The organism is Streptosporangium sp. NBC_01810, from assembly GCF_035917355.1.
Lineage (GTDB): Bacteria > Actinomycetota > Actinomycetes > Streptosporangiales > Streptosporangiaceae > Streptosporangium.
The window spans coordinates 7,813,597-7,838,859 of the sequence record NZ_CP109070.1 but is presented as its reverse complement, the minus strand read 5'-3'; the positions used below and the strand labels follow the sequence as shown (position 1 = coordinate 7,838,859).

The 25,263-nt window shown below is 69.4% G+C and carries 21 protein-coding genes and 1 pseudogene; 11 read left to right on the top strand and 11 right to left on the bottom strand.

The window, feature by feature from the left end; genetic code table 11:
* Positions 1 to 41 precede the first annotated feature (41 nt).
* The gene (locus OIE13_RS35475; RefSeq protein WP_326644752.1) at positions 42 to 971 is read left to right on the top strand and encodes a DMT family transporter; all 930 of its coding nucleotides are present in this window, start codon (positions 42 to 44) and stop codon (positions 969 to 971) included.
* Here the strand turns inward: OIE13_RS35475 and OIE13_RS35470 are convergent.
* Positions 898 to 1,242, bottom strand: a complete 345-nt coding sequence (locus OIE13_RS35470; RefSeq protein WP_326644753.1) for a hypothetical protein — start codon at positions 1,240 to 1,242, stop codon at positions 898 to 900. The genes OIE13_RS35475 and OIE13_RS35470 overlap by 74 nt on opposite strands.
* A gap of 250 nt (positions 1,243 to 1,492) precedes the next feature.
* Here OIE13_RS35470 and OIE13_RS35465 point away from each other — a divergent pair, with 250 nt between their 5' ends.
* From OIE13_RS35465 to OIE13_RS35440, 6 genes are all read left to right on the top strand, one after another.
* Complete coding sequence (locus OIE13_RS35465) at positions 1,493 to 3,145, top strand: fumarate hydratase (protein WP_326644754.1); 1,653 nt, start codon at positions 1,493 to 1,495, stop codon at positions 3,143 to 3,145.
* Positions 3,146 to 3,477: 332 nt separating this feature from the next.
* Positions 3,478 to 4,686 (top strand): serine/threonine-protein kinase, encoded by a 1,209-nt coding sequence (locus OIE13_RS35460; RefSeq protein ID WP_326644756.1) that lies wholly within the window; start codon positions 3,478 to 3,480, stop codon positions 4,684 to 4,686.
* Positions 4,687 to 4,721: 35 nt separating this feature from the next.
* Positions 4,722 to 6,344: a protein kinase domain-containing protein gene (locus tag OIE13_RS35455; RefSeq protein ID WP_326644758.1), complete on the top strand. Its 1,623-nt coding sequence runs from the start codon at positions 4,722 to 4,724 to the stop codon at positions 6,342 to 6,344.
* A 69-nt stretch (positions 6,345 to 6,413) separates the two neighbouring features.
* Entirely contained in the window at positions 6,414 to 7,826 is a 1,413-nt protein-coding gene (locus OIE13_RS35450) for a class II fumarate hydratase (RefSeq protein ID WP_326644760.1), read from the top strand.
* A 173-nt stretch (positions 7,827 to 7,999) separates the two neighbouring features.
* Positions 8,000 to 8,743, top strand: coding sequence for a 3-hydroxybutyrate dehydrogenase (locus OIE13_RS35445; protein WP_326646902.1), 744 nt, complete (start codon positions 8,000 to 8,002; stop codon positions 8,741 to 8,743).
* A 259-nt stretch (positions 8,744 to 9,002) separates the two neighbouring features.
* The gene (locus tag OIE13_RS35440) at positions 9,003 to 11,057 is read left to right on the top strand and encodes a helix-turn-helix domain-containing protein (protein WP_326829332.1); all 2,055 of its coding nucleotides are present in this window, start codon (positions 9,003 to 9,005) and stop codon (positions 11,055 to 11,057) included.
* Between the two features lie 231 nt (positions 11,058 to 11,288).
* Here the strand turns inward: OIE13_RS35440 and OIE13_RS35435 are convergent, their stop codons facing one another.
* Positions 11,289 to 13,265 (bottom strand): glycosyltransferase family 2 protein, encoded by a 1,977-nt coding sequence (locus tag OIE13_RS35435; RefSeq protein ID WP_326644765.1) that lies wholly within the window; start codon positions 13,263 to 13,265, stop codon positions 11,289 to 11,291.
* Positions 13,266 to 13,325: 60 nt separating this feature from the next.
* Positions 13,326 to 13,958: a transglycosylase SLT domain-containing protein gene (locus OIE13_RS35430; RefSeq protein ID WP_326644767.1), complete on the bottom strand. Its 633-nt coding sequence runs from the start codon at positions 13,956 to 13,958 to the stop codon at positions 13,326 to 13,328.
* A gap of 393 nt (positions 13,959 to 14,351) precedes the next feature.
* On the opposite strand from OIE13_RS35430, the gene OIE13_RS35425 reads away from it, so the two are divergent.
* From OIE13_RS35425 to OIE13_RS35415, 3 genes are read left to right on the top strand one after another with little or no spacing between them, the layout of a single operon-like run.
* Positions 14,352 to 15,026 (top strand): response regulator transcription factor, encoded by a 675-nt coding sequence (locus tag OIE13_RS35425; RefSeq protein WP_326644769.1) that lies wholly within the window; start codon positions 14,352 to 14,354, stop codon positions 15,024 to 15,026.
* A complete protein-coding gene (locus tag OIE13_RS35420) occupies positions 15,023 to 16,429 on the top strand; it encodes a HAMP domain-containing sensor histidine kinase (RefSeq protein WP_326644771.1) in 1,407 nt (468 codons plus the stop codon). Before OIE13_RS35425 ends, OIE13_RS35420 begins: the two co-directional genes overlap by 4 nt.
* Positions 16,426 to 16,974, top strand: coding sequence for a hypothetical protein (locus OIE13_RS35415; protein WP_326644773.1), 549 nt, complete (start codon positions 16,426 to 16,428; stop codon positions 16,972 to 16,974). Before OIE13_RS35420 ends, OIE13_RS35415 begins: the two co-directional genes overlap by 4 nt.
* An 81-nt stretch (positions 16,975 to 17,055) precedes the next feature.
* Here OIE13_RS35415 and OIE13_RS35410 read toward each other — a convergent pair whose 3' ends face one another.
* The 7 genes and pseudogenes from OIE13_RS35410 to OIE13_RS35385 form a co-directional block, all read right to left on the bottom strand.
* Positions 17,056 to 18,378, bottom strand: a complete 1,323-nt coding sequence (locus OIE13_RS35410) for a PhoH family protein (RefSeq protein ID WP_326644775.1) — start codon at positions 18,376 to 18,378, stop codon at positions 17,056 to 17,058.
* A gap of 242 nt (positions 18,379 to 18,620) precedes the next feature.
* The gene (locus tag OIE13_RS35405; protein ID WP_326644776.1) at positions 18,621 to 19,388 is read right to left on the bottom strand and encodes an isoprenyl transferase; all 768 of its coding nucleotides are present in this window, start codon (positions 19,386 to 19,388) and stop codon (positions 18,621 to 18,623) included.
* 79 nt (positions 19,389 to 19,467) lie between these two features.
* Positions 19,468 to 19,944, bottom strand: coding sequence for a hypothetical protein (locus tag OIE13_RS35400; protein WP_326829331.1), 477 nt, complete (start codon positions 19,942 to 19,944; stop codon positions 19,468 to 19,470).
* Between the two features lie 88 nt (positions 19,945 to 20,032).
* Positions 20,033 to 20,179, bottom strand: a pseudogene (locus tag OIE13_RS36905) (DUF7064 domain-containing protein); the annotation flags it as partial.
* Between the two features lie 89 nt (positions 20,180 to 20,268).
* Positions 20,269 to 21,075, bottom strand: a complete 807-nt coding sequence (locus OIE13_RS35395; protein ID WP_326829330.1) for a TIGR04222 domain-containing membrane protein — start codon at positions 21,073 to 21,075, stop codon at positions 20,269 to 20,271.
* A 107-nt stretch (positions 21,076 to 21,182) separates the two neighbouring features.
* The gene (locus OIE13_RS35390; RefSeq protein WP_326644781.1) at positions 21,183 to 22,982 is read right to left on the bottom strand and encodes a phosphoenolpyruvate carboxykinase (GTP); all 1,800 of its coding nucleotides are present in this window, start codon (positions 22,980 to 22,982) and stop codon (positions 21,183 to 21,185) included.
* Positions 22,983 to 23,273: 291 nt separating this feature from the next.
* A complete protein-coding gene (locus OIE13_RS35385; RefSeq protein ID WP_326644782.1) occupies positions 23,274 to 23,801 on the bottom strand; it encodes a hypothetical protein in 528 nt (175 codons plus the stop codon).
* Between the two features lie 24 nt (positions 23,802 to 23,825).
* On the opposite strand from OIE13_RS35385, the gene OIE13_RS35380 reads away from it, so the two are divergent.
* Positions 23,826 to 23,969: a hypothetical protein gene (locus OIE13_RS35380; protein WP_326644784.1), complete on the top strand. Its 144-nt coding sequence runs from the start codon at positions 23,826 to 23,828 to the stop codon at positions 23,967 to 23,969.
* A 5-nt stretch (positions 23,970 to 23,974) separates the two neighbouring features.
* Here OIE13_RS35380 and OIE13_RS35375 read toward each other — a convergent pair whose 3' ends face one another.
* Positions 23,975 to 25,219: a C40 family peptidase gene (locus OIE13_RS35375; RefSeq protein WP_326829329.1), complete on the bottom strand. Its 1,245-nt coding sequence runs from the start codon at positions 25,217 to 25,219 to the stop codon at positions 23,975 to 23,977.
* Positions 25,220 to 25,263: the final 44 nt, after the last annotated feature.

Below are 25,263 nucleotides of genomic sequence, written 5' to 3'. Positions count from 1 at the left end.
GGACCCGACGGGGGAGCCATTGGCTTCCTAGCATTCCGCACATGAACGTGGATGTCAGCACCACCGCCCGGCCGGAGTTACGCGGTCTGAGTGAGGCCGCGGGAGCGATGTTCCTGGTGGGAACCCTGGCGGGGGTCGCCGGGGTGATCGGGGACTATCCGGTCTACGGCGGCCAGGCCATGCGTTACCTGCTGGCGGCCGTGGTCCTTCTCACGGTCGCCCGGATGGCGGGGCTGCGGTTCGTGCGGCTCACGCCCCGTGAGACGGCGCTGCTGGCGTCGCTCTCCCTGACGGGGCTGGTGATCTTCAATGTGTGCGTGATCGAGGCCACCCGGCACGGCGGCCCTGCCCTGGTCGGCACCGTTCTCGGTACCGTACCGCTGGCGCTGGCCCTGCTCGGCGGGCGCCCCTCACCCCGGCTCCTGCTGGCGGCGGCGGTGGTCGTCGCCGGAGCGACGGTGGCCACCGGGCTGGGCAGCGGCGACCCGGCCGGGCTGCTCTGGTCGCTGGGCGCGCTGGGCTGCGAGATCTGCTTCTCCATGCTGGCCATCCCGCTGCTGCCGAAGCTGGGCGCCGTACGCGTCTCGGCCTATTCGGCGGCGTTGGCCGTGCCGCTGCTGGCCGTGGCGGGCCTGCTCGCGGACGGAACCGCGATGATCCGTGTGCCGACCGCACCCGAGATCGCGGGTCTCGGCTACCAGTCGCTGGTCGTGACGGCCGTGGCGTTCTTCCTCTGGTACGACGCGCTGCCCCGGCTCGGCCCGGGGACCGCGGGACTGTTCGCCGGGTTGATCCCGGTCGGCGCCATCGCCACCGGCGCGATCCTTGGCCTCGGTACGCCCTCGGTGCCCGACCTGCTCGGCGCGGCGCTCGTGGTCGCCGGCATCGTCATCGGCCTCAGAGCCGGTGCACGCGCTGCCGGGGCAGGCTCATCGTCTGTGAAGGTGCGTCGCCCTGCTGGGGCAGGCTGACCCGCTCGGCGTTGTCGGCCCGCCGCAGGGGCGCCGCCCCCTGATGCGGGGGCAGGATCACCTGTCCCGACTCGGCGCCGATCCGCTGCCTGGGGACGGCGGTCCGAGAATCCGGCCAGCTCACCGGCCATTGAGGAGTCCGTCCATTGCCCTCCTTGATGCTTGTCAGCGTGATGGCTATCAGCGATATGGCGAGACCGGCCACCACGAAGACGGCCACGAGGATCAACAGGATGATGTCACCGATCATGATGGTGTTTCCGATGTCCATGATGTCTCCCGACTTCCACCGGACGCTCGGTCCGGCCCTTTTCAATTTTCCCTGCCTCTTCGGACATATGTGAACAAAGAGCGCATATGCCATTAATATTTGTCCCAAATATGTAGTTTTCATATGATCTGTCCCCAAGTGTTCGTGTGGAGAGGGATCGAGACGCCGCCCGCCCGACCGCGGCGGTCGGGCACGATCGCGAGGGCCGTACCCTCTAGGAAAACGGCGCCCGCACGGAGGATCCACGACGATGCCCGAGTTCGACTACACCGACCTGCTTCCCATGGGACCGGACGAGACGGAGTACCGTCTGATCACCGCCGAGGGGGTGCGGGTCGTCGAGGCCGCGGGGCGCAGGTTCCTGGAGGTCGAGCCCGAGGCGCTGCGGCTGCTCACCGAGACCGCCGTCCACGACATCTCCCACTACCTGCGGTCATCCCACCTGGCCCAGCTCCGCAAGATCATCGAAGACCCCGAGTCGAGCGGGAACGACCGCTTCGTCGCCCTCGACCTGCTGAAGAACGCCTCGATCTCGGCGGGCGGCGTGCTCCCGATGTGCCAGGACACCGGCACCGCGATCGTGATGGGCAAGCGCGGCCGCCACGTGCTCACCGACGGCGCCGACGCCGAGCACATCTCCCGCGGCGTCTACGACGCCTACACCCGGCTGAACCTGCGCTACTCCCAGATGGCCCCCCTCAGCATGTGGGAGGAGAAGAACACCGGCTCCAACCTCCCCGCGCAGATCGAGCTCTACGCCGAGGACCCGCTCGGCCACCCCGACGAGTACAAGCTGCTGTTCATGGCCAAGGGCGGCGGCAGCGCCAACAAGTCGTTCCTGTACCAGGAGACGAAGGCCGTGCTCAACGAGAAGCGGATGCTCCAGTTCCTGGAGGAGAAGATCCGCTCCCTCGGCACCGCCGCCTGCCCGCCGTACCACCTGGCGATCGTCGTCGGCGGCACGTCGGCCGAGTTCGCGCTGAAGACCGCCAAGTACGCCAGCGCCCGCTACCTGGACTCCATCCCCACCGAAGGATCCCCCTCCGGCCACGGCTTCCGCGACACCGACCTGGAGGCCAAGGTCTTCGAGCTCACCCAGAAGCTCGGCATCGGCGCGCAGTTCGGCGGCAAGTACTTCTGCCACGATGTCCGCGTCATCCGCCTCCCCCGTCACGGCGCCTCCTGCCCCGTCGCCATCGCGGTCTCCTGCAGCGCCGACCGCCAGGCCCTGGCGAAGATCACCCCCGAGGGGGTCTTCCTGGAGCAGCTGGAGACCGACCCTGCGAGGTTCCTGCCGGAGACCACGGACGCGCACCTGTCGGACGACGTGGTGAAGATCGACCTCAACCGCCCGATGCAGGAGATCCTCTCCGAGCTGACCAGATACCCGGTCAAGACCCGCCTGTCGCTGACGGGGCCGCTCGTGGTGGCCCGCGACATCGCGCACGCCAAGATCGGCGAGCTCCTGGACGCCGGCGGCGAGATGCCGCAGTACCTCAAGGACCACGCGGTCTACTACGCCGGCCCCGCCAAGACCCCCGAGGGCTACGCCTCCGGCTCCTTCGGCCCGACCACCGCCGGCCGGATGGACTCCTACGTCGAACGCTTCCAGGCCGCCGGCGGCTCCAAGGTCATGCTTGCCAAGGGCAACCGCTCCAAGCAGGTCACGGACGCCTGCAGGACCCACGGCGGCTTCTACCTCGGCTCCATCGGCGGCCCCGCCGCCCGCCTCGCCCAGGACTGCATCAAGAAGGTGGAGGTCCTGGAATACCCCGAGCTGGGCATGGAGGCCGTCTGGAGGATCGAGGTCGAGGACTTCCCCGCCTTCATCGTCGTCGACGACAAGGGCGAAGATTTTTTTACGGACTCGACCGGCCCCGTGCTGAGCATCGGCCGCCGCTGATCACACCCCGGCCTTCGCCGAACTCCGTCACACAGGCGCCCGAGGTCGACGACCTCGACCTCGGAGCGCCTGGCGGAGGTGAACGGCCGGGCGGCGAAAGCCCGGCGCGCTCGCCCGCGGGGCAGCCGGCCGACGCCGGGGAGCACGCTTATTACCTGCAGTTTCGCAACATTCATCCTGGTTATCCGGAGAAGCCGGGACCCCTGGGCAATTGGCCAGATATCACGTAGCGTTTCTCAACAGTTACGAGCGCGAAAATCTGACCGAAGTTGGCAAGAAGATTCGGCCCGGTCTCTACTGGTCTCATTACGCAAATCGGTAAGCTGCACCACATGCGTGCGCCGCCCGGATACCTTCTTGCAGCGCGCTACCGGCTGTCGGAACCGGTTGGGCGCGGTGGCATGGGCACTGTCTGGCGCGCACATGACGAGCTGCTCAACCGCGAGGTGGCGGTCAAGGAGGTCCGCCTCCCCCTGATCCTCGACGAGGATCTCCGCGCCGAGCTGTGCGCCAGGACCGAGCGTGAGGGACGGGCGACCGCGATGGTCGCCCACCCCTCGGTCATCACCGTCTTCGACGTCGTCACCGAGGACGAGCGCCCCTGGATCGTGATGGAGCTGCTCCGCGCCAGATCGCTGGAGCAGCTCCTGCAGGACCACGGCCCGCTGCCTCCACGCCAGGTGGCGGAGATCGGCCGGCAGGTCCTGGGGGCGCTGCGCGCCGTGCACGCCAAGGGGATCCTCCATCGCGACGTGAAGCCCAGCAACGTCCTGGTGACCGACGACCGGGCGGTGCTCACCGATTTCGGCCTGGCCGCGCTCGAAGGCGACGTGTCGATCACCCAGGCGGGCATCGTGCTGGGCTCGGCCGGGTACATCGCCCCCGAGCGCGTGCTGGGCGCCAAGGCCAGCCCGTCCGGCGACCTGTGGTCGCTCGGCGCGACCCTCTACACCGCCGTCGAGGGCCGCGGCCTGCACGGCCGCCGTACGGCCGCCGCCGCGCTCGCCGCGCTGACCAGCGGCGAGCCGATCCCCATAGAGCGGGCGGGACCGCTGACGCCGGTGCTGCGGGGCCTCCTCACCATCGACCCGAACTCCCGGCTCGACGCGGGACGGGCCTCGCTGATGCTCGCCCGGGTGGCGGCCGGCGGGCTGGTCGAGGAGCCCTTCGGCATGCCTCCCGGCCGGCCCGACGCCAGGCCCTCCGGGCGATTCGACGCCAGGCCGCCCGCGGGCAGGTCCGACGGGACCTCGGGTCCGCCGTTCAGCCGCCGTTCCCAGCACCGTGGGCTGCACCGGTTCGGTTCGGCGCCGACGCCCGCCCCTCGGTCCTCGGCTCCCCTGTCGGCCCCGCCGCCGTCCGGACCGATGTCGGTACCGGTGTCTCAGCCTCGTGCGCACCGGCGCCCGGGCGAGGGCGTACACAGAAAGCCGACAGAGGTTTCGTCAAGCTATCGCCCATTTGTCCGTTTCATGACGCCCCTTATAAGGTTGATGCTCCCGCGTCTTCTCTGGCCGAGGGAACTCCGTAAGCGCGGGTAAAGCGCTTCTCAAGGTGGAATGGCTATCTTCTTCTCATGCCGGAACAGCAGATGCGCGTGCTCGCGGACCGTTACGAGCTGATCGCGCCGCTCGGCCGGGGCACGATGGGCACAGTTTGGAAAGCCCATGACCGTTCCCTTGGCCGTGAGGTCGCGATCAAGGAGATCCGTCAGGAGCCCGGCCTCAGCGAGGCGCAACGCACCGAACTTCGGGAACGGATGATCCGCGAGGGTCGTACGGCCGCCCGCATCAGCCATCCCTCGGTGGCCACGGTCCACGACGCCATCATCGAGGACGGCAGCCCCTGGATCATCATGGAGCTCGTACAGGCACGCTCCCTCGAACAGGTGATCGAGGAGGAGGGGCCGCTCCCGCCCCGCCTGGTCGCCGAGATCGGGGCCGACCTGCTGGGGGCGCTCCGCGCGGCCCACGCCCAGGGAGTGCTGCACCGCGACGTCAAGCCCGGCAACGTACTGATCACCGAGAGCGGCCGGGTGGTGCTCACCGACTTCGGCATCGCCAAGGCCGAAGGCGACACGAACCTCACCAAGACCGGCATGGTGATCGGCTCTCCCGGTTACACCGCGCCCGAGCGGGCCCGCGGCGAGCACAACGGACCCGAGTCGGACCTGTGGTCCCTCGGCGCCACGCTGTACTTCGCGGTCGAGGGCCGCCCTGCCTACGAACGGGCCTCGGTGGCGGAGACCCTGGCCGCACTGATGAGCGAGCAGGTCGACCCGCCGACCCAGGCGGGACCCCTGCGCCCGGTGCTCGAACAACTGCTGGAGAAGGACCACACGGCGCGGCTGACGACCTCCCAGGCGGGCGCGATGCTCCGGGCCGTGGCGGACACCCCCTCGCACCTCGCGGACTCCATCCCCCCCACCCCCGCGCCGCCCTTCGCACCGTCCCATCCCACCTCGGAGACACCCTTCGGGCAGGACGCGGCAGAGAACGACAGCGACGACTTTGATGCCGACCGCACCATGGTGGTCATCCGCCCCAGGGACGGCCTGCGCATCCCCGGCGGAACGACGCCCGTCGCGGAACCCACCGCCGCCCCTCCCCCTGCCGAGGCTCCCGGCCGCCAGACGGCCTCGCCCTACCCGGACAGCCCGCCCCTCGCGGAGCCGGGCAGGCCGGTCGCCGGACGGCAGGGCCCTCCCGGTCTCGGGACCCCGGTCGCGCGGGGCCCCGTGGCCGCCGGTCGCGGCCCGGGCGTCTTCAGACGGCAGGGAAACGAGCGCGGATTCCCCGACAGCGGAAAACCTGATCTTTCCGCCACCCCGCCACACGGCTTCCCCCCGGTCGATCCGGAGTTCGGGGCACCCGTCGCGGAACACCCGGGAGCCCTCGGCGGCCGCCCGCCGCACAGCCTCCTCCCCGGTGACCGACCCGCCGACGCGGGAACCCCGATCTCCCCGCAACCCTGGCGCCCGCCGGGCCCCGAGGCGTCCGACGGCGCCTTCGGCCGCTCTTCCGGCCTGGGCACCGACCTGTTCGCGATCGCGGGCCAGAACGCCCAGCCCGTCCCCGGCGCTCCGGGAGAGCGGAAGGCTCCCTCGCGGAAGCCTCCGATCGGCATCCTCGTCCTCATGGGCGTGGCGGCGATCGCACTGGTAACGATCATGATCCTGGTGGTGGCCGCCTTCGCCTGAGTACACCCCCCTCCGGTAAGGACCCGTGCCCGCCGGTTTGATTCCCTCCCGAGGACGCAGACTGGACGTATGAGCGAGTATCGGATCGAGCATGACTCGATGGGCGAGGTGCGGGTGCCTGCGGGCGCGAAGTGGCGGGCGCAGACCCAGCGTGCGGTGGAGAACTTCCCCATCTCCGGGCGCGGGCTGGAGGTCCCGCACATCTCCGCGCTCGGCCTGATCAAGGCCCTCGCCGCCGAGGTCAACGCCGAACTGGGGGTGCTCGACAAGGAGACGGCACAGGCGATCGCCGAGGCCGCCACCGACGTCGCGGAGAACGAGTGGGACGGCGAGTTCCCCGTCGACGTCTTCCAGACCGGCTCCGGCACCTCCTCCAACATGAACGCCAATGAGGTGATCGCCACCCTCGCCGAGGAGCGGCTGGGGCGCCCCGTCCACCCCAACGACCACGTGAACGCCTCGCAGTCGTCCAACGACGTGTTCCCCACCTCCATCCACGTCGCCGCCATGACCGAGGTGTCGTACCACCTGATCCCCTCGCTACGGCACCTGGCCACCGCGCTGCGGGACAAGTCCCTGGAGTTCGACGGCGTGGTGAAGGCGGGACGTACGCACCTGATGGACGCCACCCCGGTCACGCTGGGGCAGGAGTTCGGCGGGTACGCCACGCAGATCGACAATGCCGTCGGGCGGGTGCGCGGCGCGCTTCCGCACCTCGCCCAGCTGCCCCTGGGCGGTACGGCGGTCGGCACCGGCGTCAACACCCCTCCCGGCTTCGCGGCCAGGGTCATCGAGAAGCTACGCGAGGCCACCGGGCTGCCGTTCTCCGAGGCTCCCGACCACTTCGAGGCCCAAGGTGCCCGGGACGCCATCGTGGAGCTCTCCGGTCAGCTCCGTACGGTCGCGGTATCGCTCAACAAGATCGCCAACGATCTCCGCTGGATGGGGTCCGGCCCCCGGGCGGGGCTGGGCGAGATCAACCTGCCCGATCTCCAGCCCGGCTCCTCGATCATGCCGGGCAAGGTCAACCCGGTCGTCCCCGAGGCGGTGACCATGGTCGCCGCCCAGGTCATCGGGAACGACACGGCCATCACCTTCTCCGGCGCCTCGGGCACGTTCGAGCTCAACGTGATGCTCCCGGTCATCGCGCGCAACATCCTGGAGTCCGTCCGGCTGCTCGCCAACGCCTCCCGGCTGCTGGCCGACCGGTGCGTGCACGGCATAACCGCCAACACCGACCGGCTGCGCGAGTACGCGGAGTCCTCGCCGTCGATCGTCACCCCGCTCAACCCCTACGTCGGGTACGAGGAGGCCGCCAAGATAGCGAAGCAGGCCCTGGCCGAGCGCAAGACCATCCGCGAGGTCGTCATCGAGCGTGGCCACGTCACCAACGGCTCCCTCACCGAGGAACGGCTCGACGACCTGCTCGACGTGCTCTCCATGACCCGGCCTCCGTCCCAGCCTCCGCATGCCACCGTCTGAGACACCGCCCTTCCCTCGGCGGTGGCCGGCCCGGGAGGCTCGTACTCCGGCACGCATCGACATCTCCCCGAACCGGGCGGGAGGGCGGAGTCAGGCCACATATACCGGGAATGGAGTGTGGGGGTGGGCGACATGGGCTGGGATTCAGGTCATTGCCTAGATTCGGCAGCATGATGGACCTAGCGGGTCGGCGCGCCGTGGTGACCGGGGCGGGCAGCGGGATCGGGCGCGCCTGCGCGCACCGGCTGGCCGCGGCCGGAGCACACGTGCTGGTGGTCGACATCGACGCCGAGGCCGCGGCCAAGGTCGCCGCGGAGATCTCGGGGACACCCGTCGTCGCGGACCTGTCGGCACCGGACTTCACCCGGGCGATCCCGCCCGGCACGGACATCCTGGTGAACAACGCGGGATTCCAGCACGTCGCCCCGATCGAGGAGTTCCCCCCCGAGGTGTTCTCCAAGATACTCAAAGTGATGGTGGAGGCCCCCTTCCTACTGGTCAGGGAGACGCTGCCGGGAATGTACGAGCGCGGCTGGGGCCGGATCGTCAACATCTCCTCGGTCCACGGGCTCCGTGCCTCGCCCTACAAGTCCGCGTACGTCACCGCCAAGCACGCCCTCGAAGGGCTGTCCAAAGTGATCGCCCTGGAGGGCGCCCCGCACGGCGTCACCTCCAACTGCGTCAGCCCCGCCTACGTCCGCACCCCCCTGGTGGAGAACCAGATCGGCGCCCAGGCCGGGACCCACGGCATCGGCAGGGACGAGGTGGTCGAGCAGATCATGCTCGCCCCCGCCGCCATCAAACGGCTCATCGAACCCGCGGAGGTAGCCGAACTCGTCGCCTACCTCTGCGGCCCGCACGCCTCCTCCATAACCGGCACCTCCCTCCCCCTCGACGGCGGCTGGACCGCCCGCTGATCCCCATGAGACCGTGCCAACCTCTGAACCGCGACGCGCCGACTGGACTGAGGAGTGCCCGTGAGGCCGCGCCGGTGACTGGACTGAGGAGTGCCCGTGAGGCCGCGCCGGTGACTGGACTGAGGAGTGCCCGTGAGGCCGCGCCGGTGACTGGACTGAGGAGTGAAGGAGCGAAGCGGATGAACGACGAGGGAAGGAGCCGGATCCCAGCGGCCGAACCGCGACGCGCCAGCGTCGCCAACAACACAGAGCGAAGCGGATGAACGACGAGGGAAGGAGCCGGATCCCAGCGGCCGAACCGCGACGCGCCAGCGTCGCCAACAACACAGTCTTTCTTGAGCTGCTGGCCAGGGAGGCGTCCGCCGTCGAGTTCGAGGGCCCCGTTCTCGCGGCGAGGAGCGGCGGGGTCGGCGCGGAGGCGCTGGCCGAGCTGGAGGAGGCCAAGCTCACCGCGTTGAGGGTACGGGCGCTGCTGCGGCGCAGGGCGAAGCGTGAGGCGGAGCTGTCCGCGCTGTTCGACACGGCGGGCGACCTCGCGGGACTGCGGGATCTGGACGCCGTCCTGGAGGCCATCGTGCACCGGGCCAGGCAGTTGCTCGGGACCGATGCCGCCTACATGACGCTGCACGACCCCGAGCGAGGCGACACCTGGATGCGGGTGACCGACGGCTCGGTCTCGGCGAATTTCCGGGCGCTACGGCTGCCCATGGGCGCGGGTCTCGGCGGGCTGGTGGCCCAGACCGCCACCCCGTACTCGACCGCCGACTACTTCGCCGACGCGCGCTTCCGGCACAAGACCGACATCGACGACGCGGTGCTTGAGGAGGGGCTGGTCGCCATCCTCGGCGTACCGCTCAAGCTGGGCACCCGGGTGATCGGGGTGTTGTTCGCGGCCAACCGGAGCGTGCGGCCCTTCACCCAGGACGAGGTCGTGCTGCTGGGTTCACTGGCCGCGCACGCGGCGGTGGCGATCGACAACGCCCGGCTGCTGCAGGAGACCAGGAACGCGCTGGAGGAGCTCAGCGAGGCCAGCCGGCAGGTGAACGCGCACAGCCAGGCCGTGGAACGCGCGGCTCTCGCGCACGACCGGATGACCGGTCTGGTGCTGCGCGGCGGCGGGATCGAAGACGTGGCGGCGGTGGTGACGGAGGTGCTCGGCGGTTCGCTGACGGTGCTCGACGACGCCGGGCGCCCGATCGCCGGGGACGCGAGCGTGCTGGAGGGCACGCTGGACGAGGAGACGCTCGACCAGACGGAATCCGAGCAGAGATCCGCACCGAGATCCGCACGACGGTCGGCGCGGAAACCGGCGCGGGGGGCCGGCGCCGGGCGGGAGGAGGGCGCCGGGCAGTCGCCGCGGAAGGCGGCGGACGTGATCGCGGACGCCGCGCGGTCGTCGAGGACGCTCGGGCGCACCGTGTGGCGGGGGAACCTGCTGGTCGCCTCGGTGGATGTGGGAGCGGAACCGCTGTGCACGCTGGTGTTGCGCAACGGCGGCCAGACGTCGGACGCCGATCATCGCATCCTGGAACGGGCCGCGCTGGTCACCGCGTTGCTACTGCTGTTCCGGCGTACGGTGGCCGAGGCGGAGGGCCGGGTCAGGGGTGAGCTGCTCGACGACCTGATCTCGCGGCCCGCCCTCGACGGCCTGGCCGACCGTGCCCGGCGGGTGGGCGTGAACCTGGACGCCGACCACGTGGTGGTCGTGGTCCGCCACGGCGGCGGGCGGGAGCGGGCCGCGTTCTGGGCGTCCTCCCAGGCGGCCCTGCACCACGGCCTCGCCGCCCAGCGTGGCGACGAGGTGGTCCTGCTGCTGCCGGGGGACCGGCCCGGCCCTCTGGCGAAGCGGGTGGCGACCGAACTGAGCGCCTCGCTGGGCCAGCCGGCCACGGCGGGCGCCGGAGGGCCCGTACGCGGCGCCGCGGCGGTGGCCGCGGGGCACCGGGAGGCGCAGCGCTGCGCCGACGCCCTGGTGGCCCTGGGGCGGGCCGGAGACGGTGCCGACGCCAGGGAGCTCGGCTTCGTCGGACTGCTGGTCGGTGAGGGACGCGACATCGGGGCGTTCGTCACCTCGACGCTCGGCCCGGTGATCGACTATGACGCCCGCAAGGGCACCACGCTGGTGCGGACGCTCACCGCGTACTTCGGCGGGGGCGGCTCACTGTCGCGTACGAGCGAGGCCCTGCACATCCATGTCAACACGGTCACCCAGCGCCTGGATCGGATCAGCCGACTCCTCGGCGACGACTGGCAGGCCCCCGACCGTGCCCTGGAGATCCAACTCGCCCTCCGCCTGCACCGCCTCAGCGGCTGACACCGTTTCAAACACCGGAACCGTAAACCGGAACCGTAAACCTGCCGGGTGAACCGGAACCGTAAACCTGCCGGGTGAACCCGGCAGTCCTCTCGCCGAACATGAGAGCCGGGGGGAGCGCGGGCAGAGCCCGCCGCCGGGCGCGACCCTGCCGAGGCCTTCGGGCGACGACCTGCCCAACGAGTGCCGGCCGGGTGCCTGAGGCGGCTGTCGCGGTACGGATGACCGGCCTCAGTTGAGCATGTAGCGCCGCTGCACGGTCCTGGTGACCCGGACCGCGTTCCTGACCCACGGTATCCGCAGTGCGAGGCGTTTCAGCAGCGGGTACCAGGGCTCGGGAGGCCGGACCGCGGCGGATTTGAGGATCTCCACTCGCCCGCCGCGGTTCATCTCCATCTTGAAGCGGAGCCCGGTCTCCTTGCCGTCCACCCGCAGGAAGGGCGCCCAGACGCCCGGCGCGAGGAACCCCTCCCGGTACGCCAGCCGGGTCGGGATCTTGGCGATCAGCCGCCCGGCGAGCTGCCCGGGGACGCCCGGCTCGACCAGGGCGGGCGCGGTGACCTCGCGTTTCCTGCCCATGGTCTGGCGAAGCACCAGCTCCACGGGCGGCCCCCCGCTCGGTGGCACGTACGGCACGGGCACGACCACGAAGACGTGCTTGCGCTGCCTGATGACCGTCGTACCCGGCGAGACCAGGACTATCGACTCGGAGAACGAGCGGGGCTCCACGCAGATCCCCAGCTCTCCCCTGTCGGACCACCAGGGGACGACCAGCCGCTTGGAGTAGTCGGCGACCACCCCGGTGCAGTTCAGCGGTGACCCGGTCACCCGGGTGCGGGCCTGCTGAGCCCCCCCGTACATGCGCACGTGGATCTCCCAGAGTCCCGGCGGCAGCGGGCCGTCCACGGCCACCGAGTCGACGTCCAGCCGGGCCGTGCCGGTGACCTGGAGCCTGACCCCGTTGCGGTGACGGCAGCGGATCATCGAGCACTCCACGGGCAGGAAGTAGACGCCCCCGGTTTCCTCGTGCCTGATGTAGACCTCGAACCGCGCCCTGGCCGCCGCCTGGCTGACATCGGCCATCTCGGGTGGGAGGCGGAGCCCGTCGAGGGGGACCGGAGGCTCCCAGAGCAGGCCGTCCTCTCCGTAGGGAATGAAGCGCATCGGGGTGCCGTCCGCCTGCATGATCTCCACGGTCAGCCCCATGGTGAACACGCCGTCGTCCCAGACGACGTCCATCAGGTCGGCCTGGAGGTGGATACCGCGGGAGGCTCCGGCCAGCATGACGAGCTGGTCGAGCCTTCCCGCCCGCAGTAGCGCGGCACGGGCCCGCAACTGCACCGGCAGCAGAGGGTCAAGGCGCGGGGGGAAGCGCTGGACCACCAGTTCGCGCAGGGTCGTGAAGGTGGCCGCCCTGCCCAGAGAGGAGGTGGCGAACATGCCCCCGCCGAGCCGTCGCAGCACAGCGGTGCGGAACCACTGGGCGTACATCCGGTCGCGGCGGCGGCCCTCCGGGACCTCGTCGTCGATGATGTCGAGCAGCTCGCGCAGCTCGGCGGCCCAGACGTACGGGTCCTCCTCCGGCTCGGGCCGCTCGGTGACGTGACAGCAGATCTGGTCGGCCATGACCACGATGATCTTGGCTCGCAGGTAGGCGCGGACGACGAAGGCCTGCTCGGCCAGGCGCCCGCCGGGGTCGGAGAAGTTCAGCGCCTCGTCGTCGAGAAAGGCCCGGCGGAAGAGTTTGTGCGGGGTGAGCAGGGTGAGCAACCGGTCCTTGACGACGTCGGCACGCTCACGGTTGGCGTCGAAGACCGGGGAGGGCGGCTTCTGGTCGTCGACCAGCCGCCCGACGAGGATGTCGGCCTCGGTCTCCACGGCACGCCGGTACATCAGTTCCAGCGCCATCCGTTCCAGACGGTCGGTCTGGCCGAGCATGTAGATGTAGTCGCCCCTGGCCACCATGAGGGCGACGTTGCGGCCGCGCATCGGCGAACCGGTCCGCTCCAGGTGAAGCACCTTGACGTTCGATCGCGCCGTGGCCACGGCGTCGAGGCGCTGCCGGGTCCCGTCGTCGGAGCCGTCGTCGGCGAAGATCACCTCGTAGTCCTCGGAGGCCATCGACTGTTCCAGCACCGACCGGATACAGGCGTCGGCGCCATCACCGGGGTTGTGCACCGGCACTACCACGCTGACCTTCACATCCATGCGGCCAAGGGTGCGATGCCCAGGGCCGGGAGGCGGTCAGACTTGCCGAGTTCTGGTCTCTCAGTACCAGCCTTTGGCCTGGGAATGGGCCCAGGCCCCGCAGGGCGTGCCGTAGCGGCCCTTGATGTAGGTGAGCCCCCACTCGATCTGGGTGGCCGGGTTGGTCTGCCAGTCGCTTCCCGAGCTGGCCATCTTGTGGCCGGGGAGGGACTGGGGGATGCCGTAGGCGCCGCTGGAGGTGTTCATGGCGCGCTCGTTCCAGCCGCTCTCCTTCATCCAGAGCTTCTCCAGGCAGCCCCACTGGTCGGCCCAGCCGCGGGACTCCAGCATCTGCTTGCCCAGTGCCCTGTTGCCGGTCGGGTTGGCGGTGCCGGGGGGAAGCCGCTGCGGGTTGAACCCGCCACCGCCCGGCGCCTCGTCAACGATCTTGACCGGGTTGAGCACCTTGCGGTTCTCCCGCTCGGCGGCGATCTTTTGGGCCTTGAGCGCCTGGGCGGCCTGGGCCTTCAGCATGTCGGACTCCAGGTCGGAGCCGAACGGGTCGGAGCCGAGCATCTGCGCCATCTCGTCCAGGCTGAGCGGCTGCGCCGGTGGCGCCGAGGCGTTCTGGATCGCGGTGTAGGCGGTGAAGGCTCCACCACCCACCACGACCACGAGCACGGTGCCCAGGATCAGGACACGCTTGGGAGTCAACCGGCCTGGCCCCTTCGTCCGGGCCGTTCTGCGGTTCGCACGGCGAGCGCGGGGCGCCGAGCGGTCCTTCAGTTGCTGTGATCCTGGACTCACGACCTATGAGCTTGCCGTGCGGAGGGGGGTGGTCCGCAACCGGAACGGGAGAGTTGGCCTGCGCCCCACGAGATCCGCCGAGCTTCTCCTAAGCTAACCGCCAGGCCACAGCCGCTTTCCCGGCAAGGAGAAGATGGGAGTGACTTTGCTCACATTTTACCCGGCGACACCACTTAGCCACTCTATGTGATCACGGAAGTGCCTGAATCGTGGCTTGACCACCTTATTCAGGTACTGTTTGCCTTATGTCAGGTTCGTGACCTGGCAGATCCATCCAAGCCTTGGGAGAATGATTACCCGGTGGCAGGCATCCTCCTCGTCGAAGACGACCCCTCGGTCAGGACCGGGCTGGAGCTCGCGCTCACCCGGCAGGGCCACTCCGTCACCGCATACGCCAGCGGTGAGGAGGCGCTTGAGCACATCAAGTCCCGCCGCCCCGAGATCGCCATCCTGGACGTCATGCTGCCCGGCATCGACGGCGTCGAGGTGTGCCGCCGCATCCGCAGGCTGGACCAACTGCCGGTGATCCTGCTCACCGCCAGGGGCGACGACCTCGACGTGGTCGTGGGGCTGGAGGCCGGGGCCGACGACTACGTGGTCAAGCCGGTCGAGCCCCGCGTGCTGGACGCCCGCATCCGCGCCGTCCTGCGCCGGATGGAGTCGGTCGCCTCCGACCGCATCACCTTCGGCGACCTGGTCATCGACAGGGGTGCGCTCAAGGTGTCGCTGGGCGGTCGTGAGGTCCACCTCACCCCCACCGAACTACGGCTCCTGCTCGAACTCGTCCGCCATCCCGGCCAGGTGCTCAACCGCAGGTACCTGCTGCGGGCCGTCTGGGACCACACACACGTCGCGGACTCCCGGCTGGTCGACGCCTGCGTGCAGCGGGTCCGCGCCAAGATCGAGGTGGTTCCCGCCGAGCCCGAGTTCATCCACACGGTACGGGGATTCGGCTACCGGTTCAGCCCACCGTGAAGCGGGCCTACAGCGGTCTGCGCGGCCGTCTGGTGATCACCTTCACTCTGATCGCCGTCGCCGCCTCCTCGTTGGTCGCGGGGATCGGCTACGAGCTCGTCAAGAGCCGCATGATCGGGCGCGCCGAGCAGGTGGCCGTGAACGGCGTACGCGACGTCCTGGAGGGCATCAGGGTGCCCATCGGCGCGCTCTGGCCCGGAGACAGCCCGCCGACCGACGACGAGATCAGCGCGCTACAGAAGAGCCTGCGCCCGCAGGGCGGCAGGGTGGTGGTCCGCTACGAGGACTTCTTCTACCCCGACGGCGAATTCGGCATCAGGAACGTCCCCGGCGACCTCTCCGCCAGGGCCACCCAGCGGATGGTCGCCAAGCGGCAGACCATCGACGGTGACATGTGGCTGCTCATCGGCACACCCGTCTGGCGGATCGAGCCCATCCACACCGCCCAGCCCACCGGGATGACCGTCTTCGTGTTCGCCCCTCTCGTCGAGGAGGAGCGCCTTCTCAGCGGCCTGCGGCAGCCGCTGGCCGTCGCGAGCGTCGCCATGCTAATCATCGCGCTGGCCCTGGGGCTGGTGTCGGCCCGGCGAGTCCTGCTGCCGGTCAGACGGCTCGGCTCCGCGGCCCGCGCGCTCGGCGCCGGTCACCTGGACACCCGCCTGCCCGTGCGCGGCCAGGACGAGCTCGCCGAACTCACCGCCACGTTCAACGACACCGCCGCCGCCCTGGAGCGGAGCGTCTCCGAGCTCCGCTCGCTGGAGGCGATGTCCCGCCGCTTCGTCGCCGACGTCTCCCACGAGCTCAGGACCCCGCTGACCGCGATGACCGCGGTCACCGACATGCTCTCCGAGGAGGCCGAGCGGCTGCCGCCCGAACCCGCGGCCGCCGTGCGGCTGGTGCTGCGGGAGATCGCGCGGCTGCGGACCCTGGTGGAGCAGCTCATCGAGGCGAGCCGGTTCGACTCGGGTACCGCCACACTGAACGTGGACACGGTGAACATCATCGACGTGATCTGGGACTGCCTGGAGATGCGAGGCTGGTCGGACCAGGTACGGGTGAACGTGCCCCAGGGACTGGTCTTCTCCGTCGACCCCAGGCGCTTCGACGTCATCGTGGCCAATCTGGTGGGCAACGCCCTGCGCCATGGGGAGCCCCCCGTACTGGTGACCGCCCGCAGTACCCCGAACGGTCTGGAGGTGAAGGTGCGCGACCACGGCAAGGGCATCCCCGCGAAGGATCTGCCGTTCGTGTTCAACCGCTTCTACAAGGCGGGCGCCCGGGGCGACGGCAGCGGGCTCGGTCTGTCCATCGCGCGGGCCAACGCCCAGTTGCACGGCGGCACGATCTCGGTCCGCGTGCAGCGGCCGGGAACCCTCTTCACGGTCTGGCTCCCCCCGGTATGAGGCGGCTCACCTGCCTGCTCGCCGCCCTCGCGGTGCTGTGCGGCTGCGGTATCTCTCCCACCGAGGTCCAGGACTACGGCCGCCCGCCGGTGATCAGCTACAGCCCGACCTGGGTGACCGTCTACCTGCTCCGTGACGGACGGCTGGAACCGGCCAGGATCCCGGTGGTCTCCGACTCGGCCAAGAACATCATCGACACCCTCTTCCGGGCGGGCAAGCAGCCGCCGAAACCGGGGCTGACCAGCGCGCTCAACAGCTTCAGCCACTACGACACCAAAACCACCCGATACTCCGACAGCACCGACCAGCGCAGCGAGCCGGACGACAGCCTGGGCTACCGGCTGAATGTGATCATCACGGGCGAGGGCAAGATCTCCAAGGAGGGCCTCGCCCAGATCACCTGCACCATCCGGCAGAACAAGCAGGAGAGCATCTGGAGCGTCGAGATCACCCGGCTCTTCCCCGGGGTCCCGGAGTCGATGGGCGAGCACACCTGCTTCGAGTACCGCAAGCTCGCGGCCCCCGGCGTGCGACTGCCGCCGTGAGCACCCCTTGACGCGCGGAGCGCGGCCGCGGATGTCGTACGACATCCGCGGCCGCGCTCCGCGATCGGTCCTGGACGCCCGTCACATCGTGATGTCCTCCAGCATCTCGGTGACCAGCGCCGCGATCGGCGAACGCTCCGAGCGGGTCAGCGTGACGTGCGCGAACAGCGGATGCCCCTTGAGCTTCTCCACCACCGCCACGACGCCGTCGTGCCGGCCCACCCGCAGGTTGTCGCGCTGGGCGATGTCATGGGTGAGGACGACCCGGGAGTTGGCGCCGATCCGGCTCAGCACGGTGAGCAGCACCCCGCGCTCAAGCGACTGCGCCTCGTCCACGATGACGAAGGCGTCGTGGAGGGAACGGCCGCGGATGTGGGTGAGCGGGAGCACCTCCAGCATGCCCCGGTCCATCACCTCCTCGATCACCTCGGGTGTGGTGACCGCGCTCAGGGTGTCGTAGACGGCCTGCCCCCACGGGCCCATCTTCTCGTTCTCGGAACCCGGCAGGTAGCCCAGCTCCTGGCCGCCCACGGCGTACAGCGGGCGGAAGACGATGACCTTGCGGTGCTGACGGCGCTCCAGCACCGCCTCCAGGCCCGCGCAGAGGGCGAGCGCGGACTTGCCGGTGCCCGCCCGGCCGCCCATCGAGACGATGCCGACCTCGGGGTCCATCAGCAGGTCGAGCGCGATCCGCTGCTCGGCGGAACGGCCGTGCAGGCCGAACACCTCGCGGTCGCCGCGCACCAGCCGCACCGACTTGTCGGGCAGCACCCTGCCCAGCGCCGACCCCCTGCTCGACAGCAGCCGCAGACCCGTGTGGGTGGGCAGGTCTCGGGCGTCCTCCAGGTCTGTGCTGCCGTGCTCGAAGAGCGCCTCGACGTCCTCGGAGGTCACCTGGAGCTCGGCCATGCCCGTCCAGCCGGACTCGACCACGAGTTCGGCGCGGTACTCGTCCGCCGCGAGCCCGATGGAGGCGGCCTTCACCCGCATCGGCAGGTCCTTGGAGACCAGCACCACGTCGTTCCCCTCGGCGGCGAGGGTGCGGGCCACGGTCAGGATGCGGGTGTCGTTGTCGCCGAGCCGGAACCCGACGGGCAGGATGGACGGGTCACTGTGATTCAGCTCGACCCGGATGGTGCCCTCGCCGATCGGCATGGGCTCGTCCAGCCGTCCGTGCGTCACCCTCAGGTCGTCGAGGTACCTCAGCGCCTTGCGCGCGAAGTATCCGAGCTCTGGATGATGGCGTTTGCCCTCCAACTCGGTGATGACGACGATCGGGATGACCACCTCATGCTCGGCGAAACGGCTCATCGCCGTTGGATCCGCCAGGAGCACCGAGGTGTCCAGGACGTACGTGCGCCGCTTGACTGCCGGCGACGTGGGTGAGGACGAAGGGTTTGCCACGCGTTCTCCCCCGGGCGCCAAGGACGGCGCCCTGCCATGAGCTGGGATGCGGACCGGCCTCGGACCCGCTCACGAGAACACCGAGCAGGGACCGGTGACCGGCCCTCCTCAGCGACTCGTGACGCAAAGGCGGGCCCTCTCCGGCGTAGGTGAGCTGCACTCTCCTACTTCTTAAGGTACGTCCTGAATGCCCTACTTCCAACTGCTTAAGACTGACCGAAAGGGGCTGTTCATATGGTGTTTCAGGAACCGTACCTACGGTGCCGCGCGGCGTAGGAGCGGAGGGCCCGCAAGAAGTCGACCCTGCGGAAGTCAGGCCAGTAGGCCTCGCAGAAGTAGAACTCGGAGTGGGCGCTCTGCCAGAGCAGGAAGCCGGAGAGCCGCTGCTCTCCCGATGTCCGGATGACCAGATCCGGGTCGGGCTGACCGCGCGTGTAGAGATGCTCCGCGATGTGCTCCACATCGAGGACCTCGACAAGGTCCTCGATGCTCGCGCCCTTGCTCGCGTGCTCCTGAAGAAGGGAGCGCACCGCATCAGCGATCTCACGCCTTCCTCCATACCCAACGGCAACGTTCACAATCAACCCGGGACGATGTGATGTCGCTTCTTTTGCATCTTTAAGCACACGAGCCGTGTGATCCGGCAAAAGATCTAGCGCACCCATGGGCTTGACGTGCCAGCCGTCGGCCACGAGTTCCTGGACCACGTCCTCGATGATCTTCACCAGAAGATCCAGTTCGTCCTTGGAGCGGTTGATGTTCTCACTGGAGAGCAGCCACACGGTGACGACCTCGACACCGGCCTCGCGGCACCAGCCGAGCAGCTCCGAGATCTTGTCCGCGCCCTTGCGATGCCCGCGGCTCACGTCGTCGATGCCCATCGAGCGCGCCCATCGCCGGTTGCCGTCGACGATCACGCCGACATGCCGGGGAGCCATCTCCCGCTGACGGGACAGTTTCGCTTCGAGCCGGCGCTCGTACAGTCGATAGACGAGATCGCGCACGCCCATTGGAGCCCCTCCCTCAGCACCCGCCATGAATGGGCGCTGACAGGCAATTATCGCTGTCCCGCGGACCCCTCCGCCCCCTCTACAGGGATCTGACCGACTTGCCAGACTTATATGGCCCTAGGCACTCTTCGGCCTCCGCGATGATTTCTTCCACGAAAACCCCCAGCTCAGCCGAGGTGAGCACGGCGCGCATGCCCACCCCGCCGCCACCCCACGCCTCCAGGAACGCCCTCCTGGTGAGCCGCCACGCCCCGGCCGGCCCTCGCCCCCCGGGCACCCAGATCGGGATGGTGCGCAGTTGGCAGCGGAGTTCGCCCCCGCCGACGACACCGTTCCTGGCCCGGTAACGAAAGGCGAACAGTTCCGCGTCGCCGGGAAAGCGGTCGTCGGGATCGGGCCACCGCGTCTCGTGGCCGACACGGGCCTCGGCGACCTCCCGCGCCAGGCGGGTGAGAATCCAGCCGCATCGCTCGCCCACCGTCCCGTACAGCGCGCCGTCGCGATGGAGTTCAAGCGTTATCTCGTACGGCGTGCCGACGCTGTCCCGGCACGCCACCGGCGTAACGGTCAGATAAGAACCATCAAGACAACGCAGTCCCCCCACCTCAGAGAGGGTATCCCCGGCTCAGACCATCAAAACATGATCAACGCCATCCATGTCCCCTCCAGCCGGGCGGCTGGTGCCATTCGCTCCATCCCCCCAGACGCCCGTCCTCGGCCTCGAACCGGCACAGGGCACGCGGGAAGTGGGCGATCTCCCCGTCCGGCGAGGTCATGGCGACCGGGGCGAAGACGAGCGGGCCGCGTGATCGACGAACTTCCCCACGGTCACTCCCGACACAGGCGCCCGATCATGTACCGGCTCAACCTGACCGACCGCCTACCCGCTCCCCGAGCCGCTCACGCTCTGACTCTGGCTCTGGATCTCCTCCTCCAGTCCCGGCTCGTTGAGCTCCCCCAGCCCGTACAGGGCGACGGGAATGCCGACGGCGAGGGCCAGGTCGGGCGCGACGGGGCGGGCGCCCCGAACGTAGGTCCTGCGGGCGGAGGCGAGCACGTCGCGGCCCGCGTGGCTCAGGACGTCGCGCAGTGCCCGCTTCTGCCGCAAGTGGACGGTGAAACCGGCGAACGCCGAGAGCAGGCCCACCAGCAACGCCAGAACGCCGGCTCCCGCGGCGGCCCCCGTGGCCAGGGTCACCCCCACGACGACCGTCTCGACGACCGAGGCGACCAGAAGCCTGTTCAGCAGCCCCTCCGCGTAGTCGAGCACGCTCTCGGGCACGAGGAGGCCCAGCCCCAGCAGCCGGTAGCGCAGGCCGTCGACGGCCTGTCCCCCCGCCACCGCGTGGCGGAGCTCGCCCACCGGGGCGGAGCCGCCGCGCCGGGCGAGCGCCTCCGTGACGCTGTGCTCGATCGGGTGTGAAGAGGGCACGGCCCCGGCGACCAGGCTGACCTGGCCGCCCCGCGAGACCCGGATCGCCCCGGCCCTGGTCAGCATGCCGAGCGCGGTGTTGATCACACGGCGCTGGCCTCCGGCGAGATAGGCGAGCTCGTACGGGGTCGGTGGCCCGCCATGGTAGCGGGCCACCGCCGAGCGGACACGTCGGTGCTCACGGCTGAGCGTGATGGCCGTGAAGGCGATGACCAGGCCGGTGACCAGGACGATGACGAACAGTGGAGACCCCATGTCCGCCTCCTCGGGGGAAAGGGGGCGCAGGCGTGACGTCCCGTGTTATCCAGATTGACGCGCACAGCCTGTCAGAAGTCTCCCCCGTCTTCGACTTCTCGCCGCCGTCAGCCCAGGCGGGCGACGAGTGCCTCGTACTCCTCCCAGAGCTCGGCGGGCAGGTGATCGCCGAAGGTCTGGAAGAAGGCGGGCATGAGCGACGCCTCCTGCCTCCAGATCTCCTCATCGACGCTGAGCAGCGTCCGCATGTCCTCGTCGGAGACCGCGAGGCCTTCGGTGTCGAGCTTGGCCGGGAGCATGCCGATGGGGGTGCGCACCGCCTCCGCCTGGCCGTTGAGGCGGTCGACGATCCACTTGAGCACGCGGGAGTTCTCCCCGAAACCGGGCCAGATGAACGTGCCCTCGTCGTTCTTGCGGAACCAGTTCACGTAGTAGACGCGCGGCAGCTCGGCGTTCTCCCGCTGGCCGATCTTGAGCCAGTGGGCGAAGTAGTCGCCCATGTTGTAGCCGCAGAAGGGCAGCATCGCGAACGGGTCGCGGCGCAGCTCGCCGACCTTGCCCTCGGCGGCGGCGGTCTTCTCCGAGGCGATGTTGGCCCCGATGAAGACGCCGTGCTGCCAGCTCAGTGCCTCCGTCACCAGCGGGACCGCGCTGGCGCGGCGCCCGCCGAACAGGATCGCGGAGATCGGCACGCCCGCGGGATCCTGCCACTCACGGGCGATCGTCGGGCACTGCTCGGCCGGGACCGTGAAGCGGGCGTTGGGGTGCGCGGCCGGCTCGCCGGACTCCGGCGTCCAGTCGCGGCCCTTCCAGTCGGTCAGGTGTGCCGGGGGCTGGTCGGTGAGTCCCTCCCACCAGACGTCGCCGTCGTCGGTGAGGGCGACGTTCGTGAAGATGCTGTTGCCCCAGAGCGTCTTGATCGCGTTGGCGTTGGTGGACTCGCCGGTGCCGGGAGCGACGCCGAAGAAGCCCGCCTCGGGGTTGATGGCCCGCAGCTTTCCGTCGTCGCCGAAGCGCATCCAGGCGATGTCGTCGCCGATCGTCTCGACCTTCCAGCCCGGGATGGTCGGCTGGAGCATGGCGAGGTTCGTCTTGCCGCACGCGCTCGGGAAGGCCGCCGCGACGTAGCGCGTCTCCCCGGAAGGCGGGGTGAGCTTGAGGATGAGCATGTGCTCGGCCAGCCAGCCCTCGTCTCGGGCCATCGTGCTGGCGATGCGCAGCGCGTAGCACTTCTTGCCGAGCAGGGCGTTGCCGCCGTACCCCGAGCCGTAGGACCAGATCTCGCGGGTCTCGGGGAAGTGGCTGATGTACTTGGTGGAGTTACACGGCCACGGCACGTCGGCCTGACCGGGTTCGAGCGGGGCGCCGACCGAGTGGACCGCCTTGACGTAGCCGCCGCGCTTCTCGATGAGCCGCAGCGCGTCCGCGCCCATCCGGGTCATGACGCGCATCGACACCACCACGTACGGCGAGTCGGTGATCTCCACGCCTAGCTGGGAGATCTCACCGCCCAGCGGCCCCATGCAGAACGGCACGACGTACATCGTCCGGCCGCGCATGCTGCCCTTGAAGATCTCGCCAAAGGTGCGGCGCATCTCGGCGGGGGCGACCCAGTTGTTGGTCGGCCCGGCGTCCTCCTCGCGCTCCGAGCAGATGTAGGTCCGGTCCTCGACCCGGGCGACGTCGCTGGGGTCGGAGGTGGCGTGGAAGCTGTTCTGCCGCTTGGCCAGGCGGGTGAAGGTGCCCTGCTTGACCAGCAGGTTCGTCAGGCGCGTCCATTCGGCATCGGAGCCGTCGCACCATTCGATCCGGTCCGGCCGGGTCAGCTCGGCGATCTCCCTGACCCATTCGGCCAGCTCGGCGTGGCTGGTCGGATTGGCGGTGTTCACGTCTATGGTAACGGACACTAGTCGGGCTCCTTTACGCTTCACGGGGCCAAAACATCATTGAGGAAAGAAGCGCACTTAATCCAATTGGCATAGACCAGTGAATTCGCGCGATCAGATGTCAAGGCACTTCCGGCCCGACGCCTCCGATGGCATATGGCCTGGCAGGAGCCGCAGGGCTCTGAAGCCCATACCCAGAAGAAGCGATCCTAAAAAAAGCCTTTCCGGCAGTGGTATAGGCCAATGAGACAGGTCTAAACCAATCGGGCCACAGGTTCAGACCAATTTATCGGTCATTTCCGCTGCCCAGCCTCAGGAATTCACGTCGGGGCCCGTGGCCCGGACACGGTCGACGTGCCGCAGCGCGTCCCGCAAATCCGCCAGCCAGGTGTCGGTGTGGTCGCCCACCAGACGTACGCACCAGGCGAGCGCGTCACTGCGACTGCGGGCCACCCCCGCGGCCACGAGGGTGTCGAGCACCTGGCGTTCCGACTGCCTGAGCCTGGTCATGACGGGCACCGACAGTGTGGTGAACATCACCGTCTCGTCGCCGACGGCGACCCCCCAGGAGACCTTCCTGCGGAATCGGTGCTCGGCCTCCAGTGCGATCTCCACCCGCCGCTCCCTGGTCTCCTCGCGGAAGCGCAGGATGCCGCCCTCCAGCGCGGCGGAACGTTCCACCTCCGAGACGTCGTCACCGAGCGCAGCAGGCCTGAGCCTGCCGACCACCGAGATCTCCTCACGGTCCAGCACGATCTCAGGCTCGCCTTCGAACCATTCCTGAGGCAGCCTTCCGGAGAACCAGCCGTGCAGCTTCTCCATCACTTCATCTTTTTCCATGTAATTTAGATTACAACGTTTTCAGTGGCTGTCCACGGGGGGACGGAGGTTCACACAGACGCGAGAATCGGCGGATGGGCCGCGAACCCCTCGGAGAACCTGCCCGACCTCCTCGACACCGCCCTCGTCCGGCTCGCCGCCGGCCTTCCGCTCACCGGCACGCCGTAGCGCCATTAACGGACGCGGGCGGCGACCCCCGGGCTGATGCGCACGGCCCCGGCGAAGTTGCGGGTGGTGACGGGGACGAGCTTGACCACGTCGCCGGTCCTGGGTGCGTGCAGCATCTTGCCGTCACCCCAGTAGATCGCCACGTGTGAGACGTAGCCGGGGTTGGTGGGGTCGTGCCGCCAGAACAGCAGGTCGCCCGGCTGGGCCTGGGCGAGCGGGATCTGCGGGCCCGAGACGAACTGCTGGTGCGTCACCCGGGGCACCTTGATCCCCGCCTGGGCGTACGCCCACTGGACCAGGCCCGAGCAGTCGAAGCTGTCCGGCCCTTCCGCGCCCCACACGTACGGGCGGCCGAGCTTGCCGATCGCGGCGGTGAGCGCGGTCCTGACCTGGGGAGTGGTCATGAAGGAGGCGTCCGGCCAGTTCGTGCTCCGGGGGACCGTCAGCACCGGGTTGATCACAGCGACCTGCCCCCCCTTGGGCAGTACGCCCAGGAGTGTGCGGCGCAGCTTCGCGGAGTCGGCCTTCGGGGCGCTCACCACGAGCGCGTTGTTCTCCGGGATGCCCAGTGCGCGGGCGGTCGGCCGGGAGACCACCGCGTCGATGGCACCCATGCCCATCGTGGCGTAGGCGCCGACTCGCAGATTCCGCCCGGCGGTGGTGAACGTCTTGCCCAGCGGCATGCCCCCGTCGTTGCCCAGGACGAAGGAGACGGCGACCTCCCCCGCCGAGACGTTCCGCCAGAGCCGGTCGGAGCGCGCTGTCGGCTTGGGAGTGTAGGCGCGGAACGTCGAGGGGTTCACCCCGAGCGTCTGAACCCGCTTACCGTCCAGGGTCACCTCCGCGGCGTCGGCGCGCTCCACCGCCCGCACCCCGGAAAGCTGGGCGATCTTGGCCACCACCGCCGAACTGAGCGGCCTGGGCGCGACGACGAACAGATTCGGCTTCCGCATCGAGGTGAGCGGCGCCACCGGAGCGGGCGCCTGCGCCATCTGGGTGGGCTTCGCCATCTGGGTCGGCACGGTGGCGACGGACCTGCGCATGGTGACCCTCTCCGGATCGGCCTCCGGCAGCTGCGTGACGATCATCAGACCGGTGGCCAGCACGCCGACGAGCAGCACGGCGAGGATCGGGACCGCCTGCCTCATCAGGCGGGCGGTGCGACGGCTGTGGCGGAGACGGGGGCGGTAGGCGAGATCCTTGCGGGCTTCCCGGATCAGGTCGGAGACGCGTGGCCGTCGATCGAACACGACATATCCCCCCCTCCCCGCCGGGCCGATCCTACGAGGGTGCC

Bases quoted from the DNA above. Each gene is read 5' to 3' on its own strand.
- OIE13_RS35475 (WP_326644752.1), top strand. From the start codon at position 42: ATGAACGTGGATGTCAGCACCACCGCCCGGCCGGAGTTACGCGGTCTG.
- OIE13_RS35470 (WP_326644753.1), bottom strand. From the start codon at position 1,242: ATGGACATCGGAAACACCATCATGATCGGTGACATCATCCTGTTGATC.
- OIE13_RS35465 (WP_326644754.1), top strand. From the start codon at position 1,493: ATGCCCGAGTTCGACTACACCGACCTGCTTCCCATGGGACCGGACGAG.
- OIE13_RS35460 (WP_326644756.1), top strand. From the start codon at position 3,478: ATGCGTGCGCCGCCCGGATACCTTCTTGCAGCGCGCTACCGGCTGTCG.
- OIE13_RS35455 (WP_326644758.1), top strand. From the start codon at position 4,722: ATGCCGGAACAGCAGATGCGCGTGCTCGCGGACCGTTACGAGCTGATC.
- OIE13_RS35450 (WP_326644760.1), top strand. From the start codon at position 6,414: ATGAGCGAGTATCGGATCGAGCATGACTCGATGGGCGAGGTGCGGGTG.
- OIE13_RS35445 (WP_326646902.1), top strand. From the start codon at position 8,000: ATGGACCTAGCGGGTCGGCGCGCCGTGGTGACCGGGGCGGGCAGCGGG.
- OIE13_RS35440 (WP_326829332.1), top strand. From the start codon at position 9,003: ATGAACGACGAGGGAAGGAGCCGGATCCCAGCGGCCGAACCGCGACGC.
- OIE13_RS35435 (WP_326644765.1), bottom strand. From the start codon at position 13,265: ATGGATGTGAAGGTCAGCGTGGTAGTGCCGGTGCACAACCCCGGTGAT.
- OIE13_RS35415 (WP_326644773.1), top strand. From the start codon at position 16,426: ATGAGGCGGCTCACCTGCCTGCTCGCCGCCCTCGCGGTGCTGTGCGGC.
- OIE13_RS35405 (WP_326644776.1), bottom strand. From the start codon at position 19,388: ATGGGCGTGCGCGATCTCGTCTATCGACTGTACGAGCGCCGGCTCGAA.
- OIE13_RS35395 (WP_326829330.1), bottom strand. From the start codon at position 21,075: ATGGGGTCTCCACTGTTCGTCATCGTCCTGGTCACCGGCCTGGTCATC.
- OIE13_RS35385 (WP_326644782.1), bottom strand. From the start codon at position 23,801: ATGGAAAAAGATGAAGTGATGGAGAAGCTGCACGGCTGGTTCTCCGGA.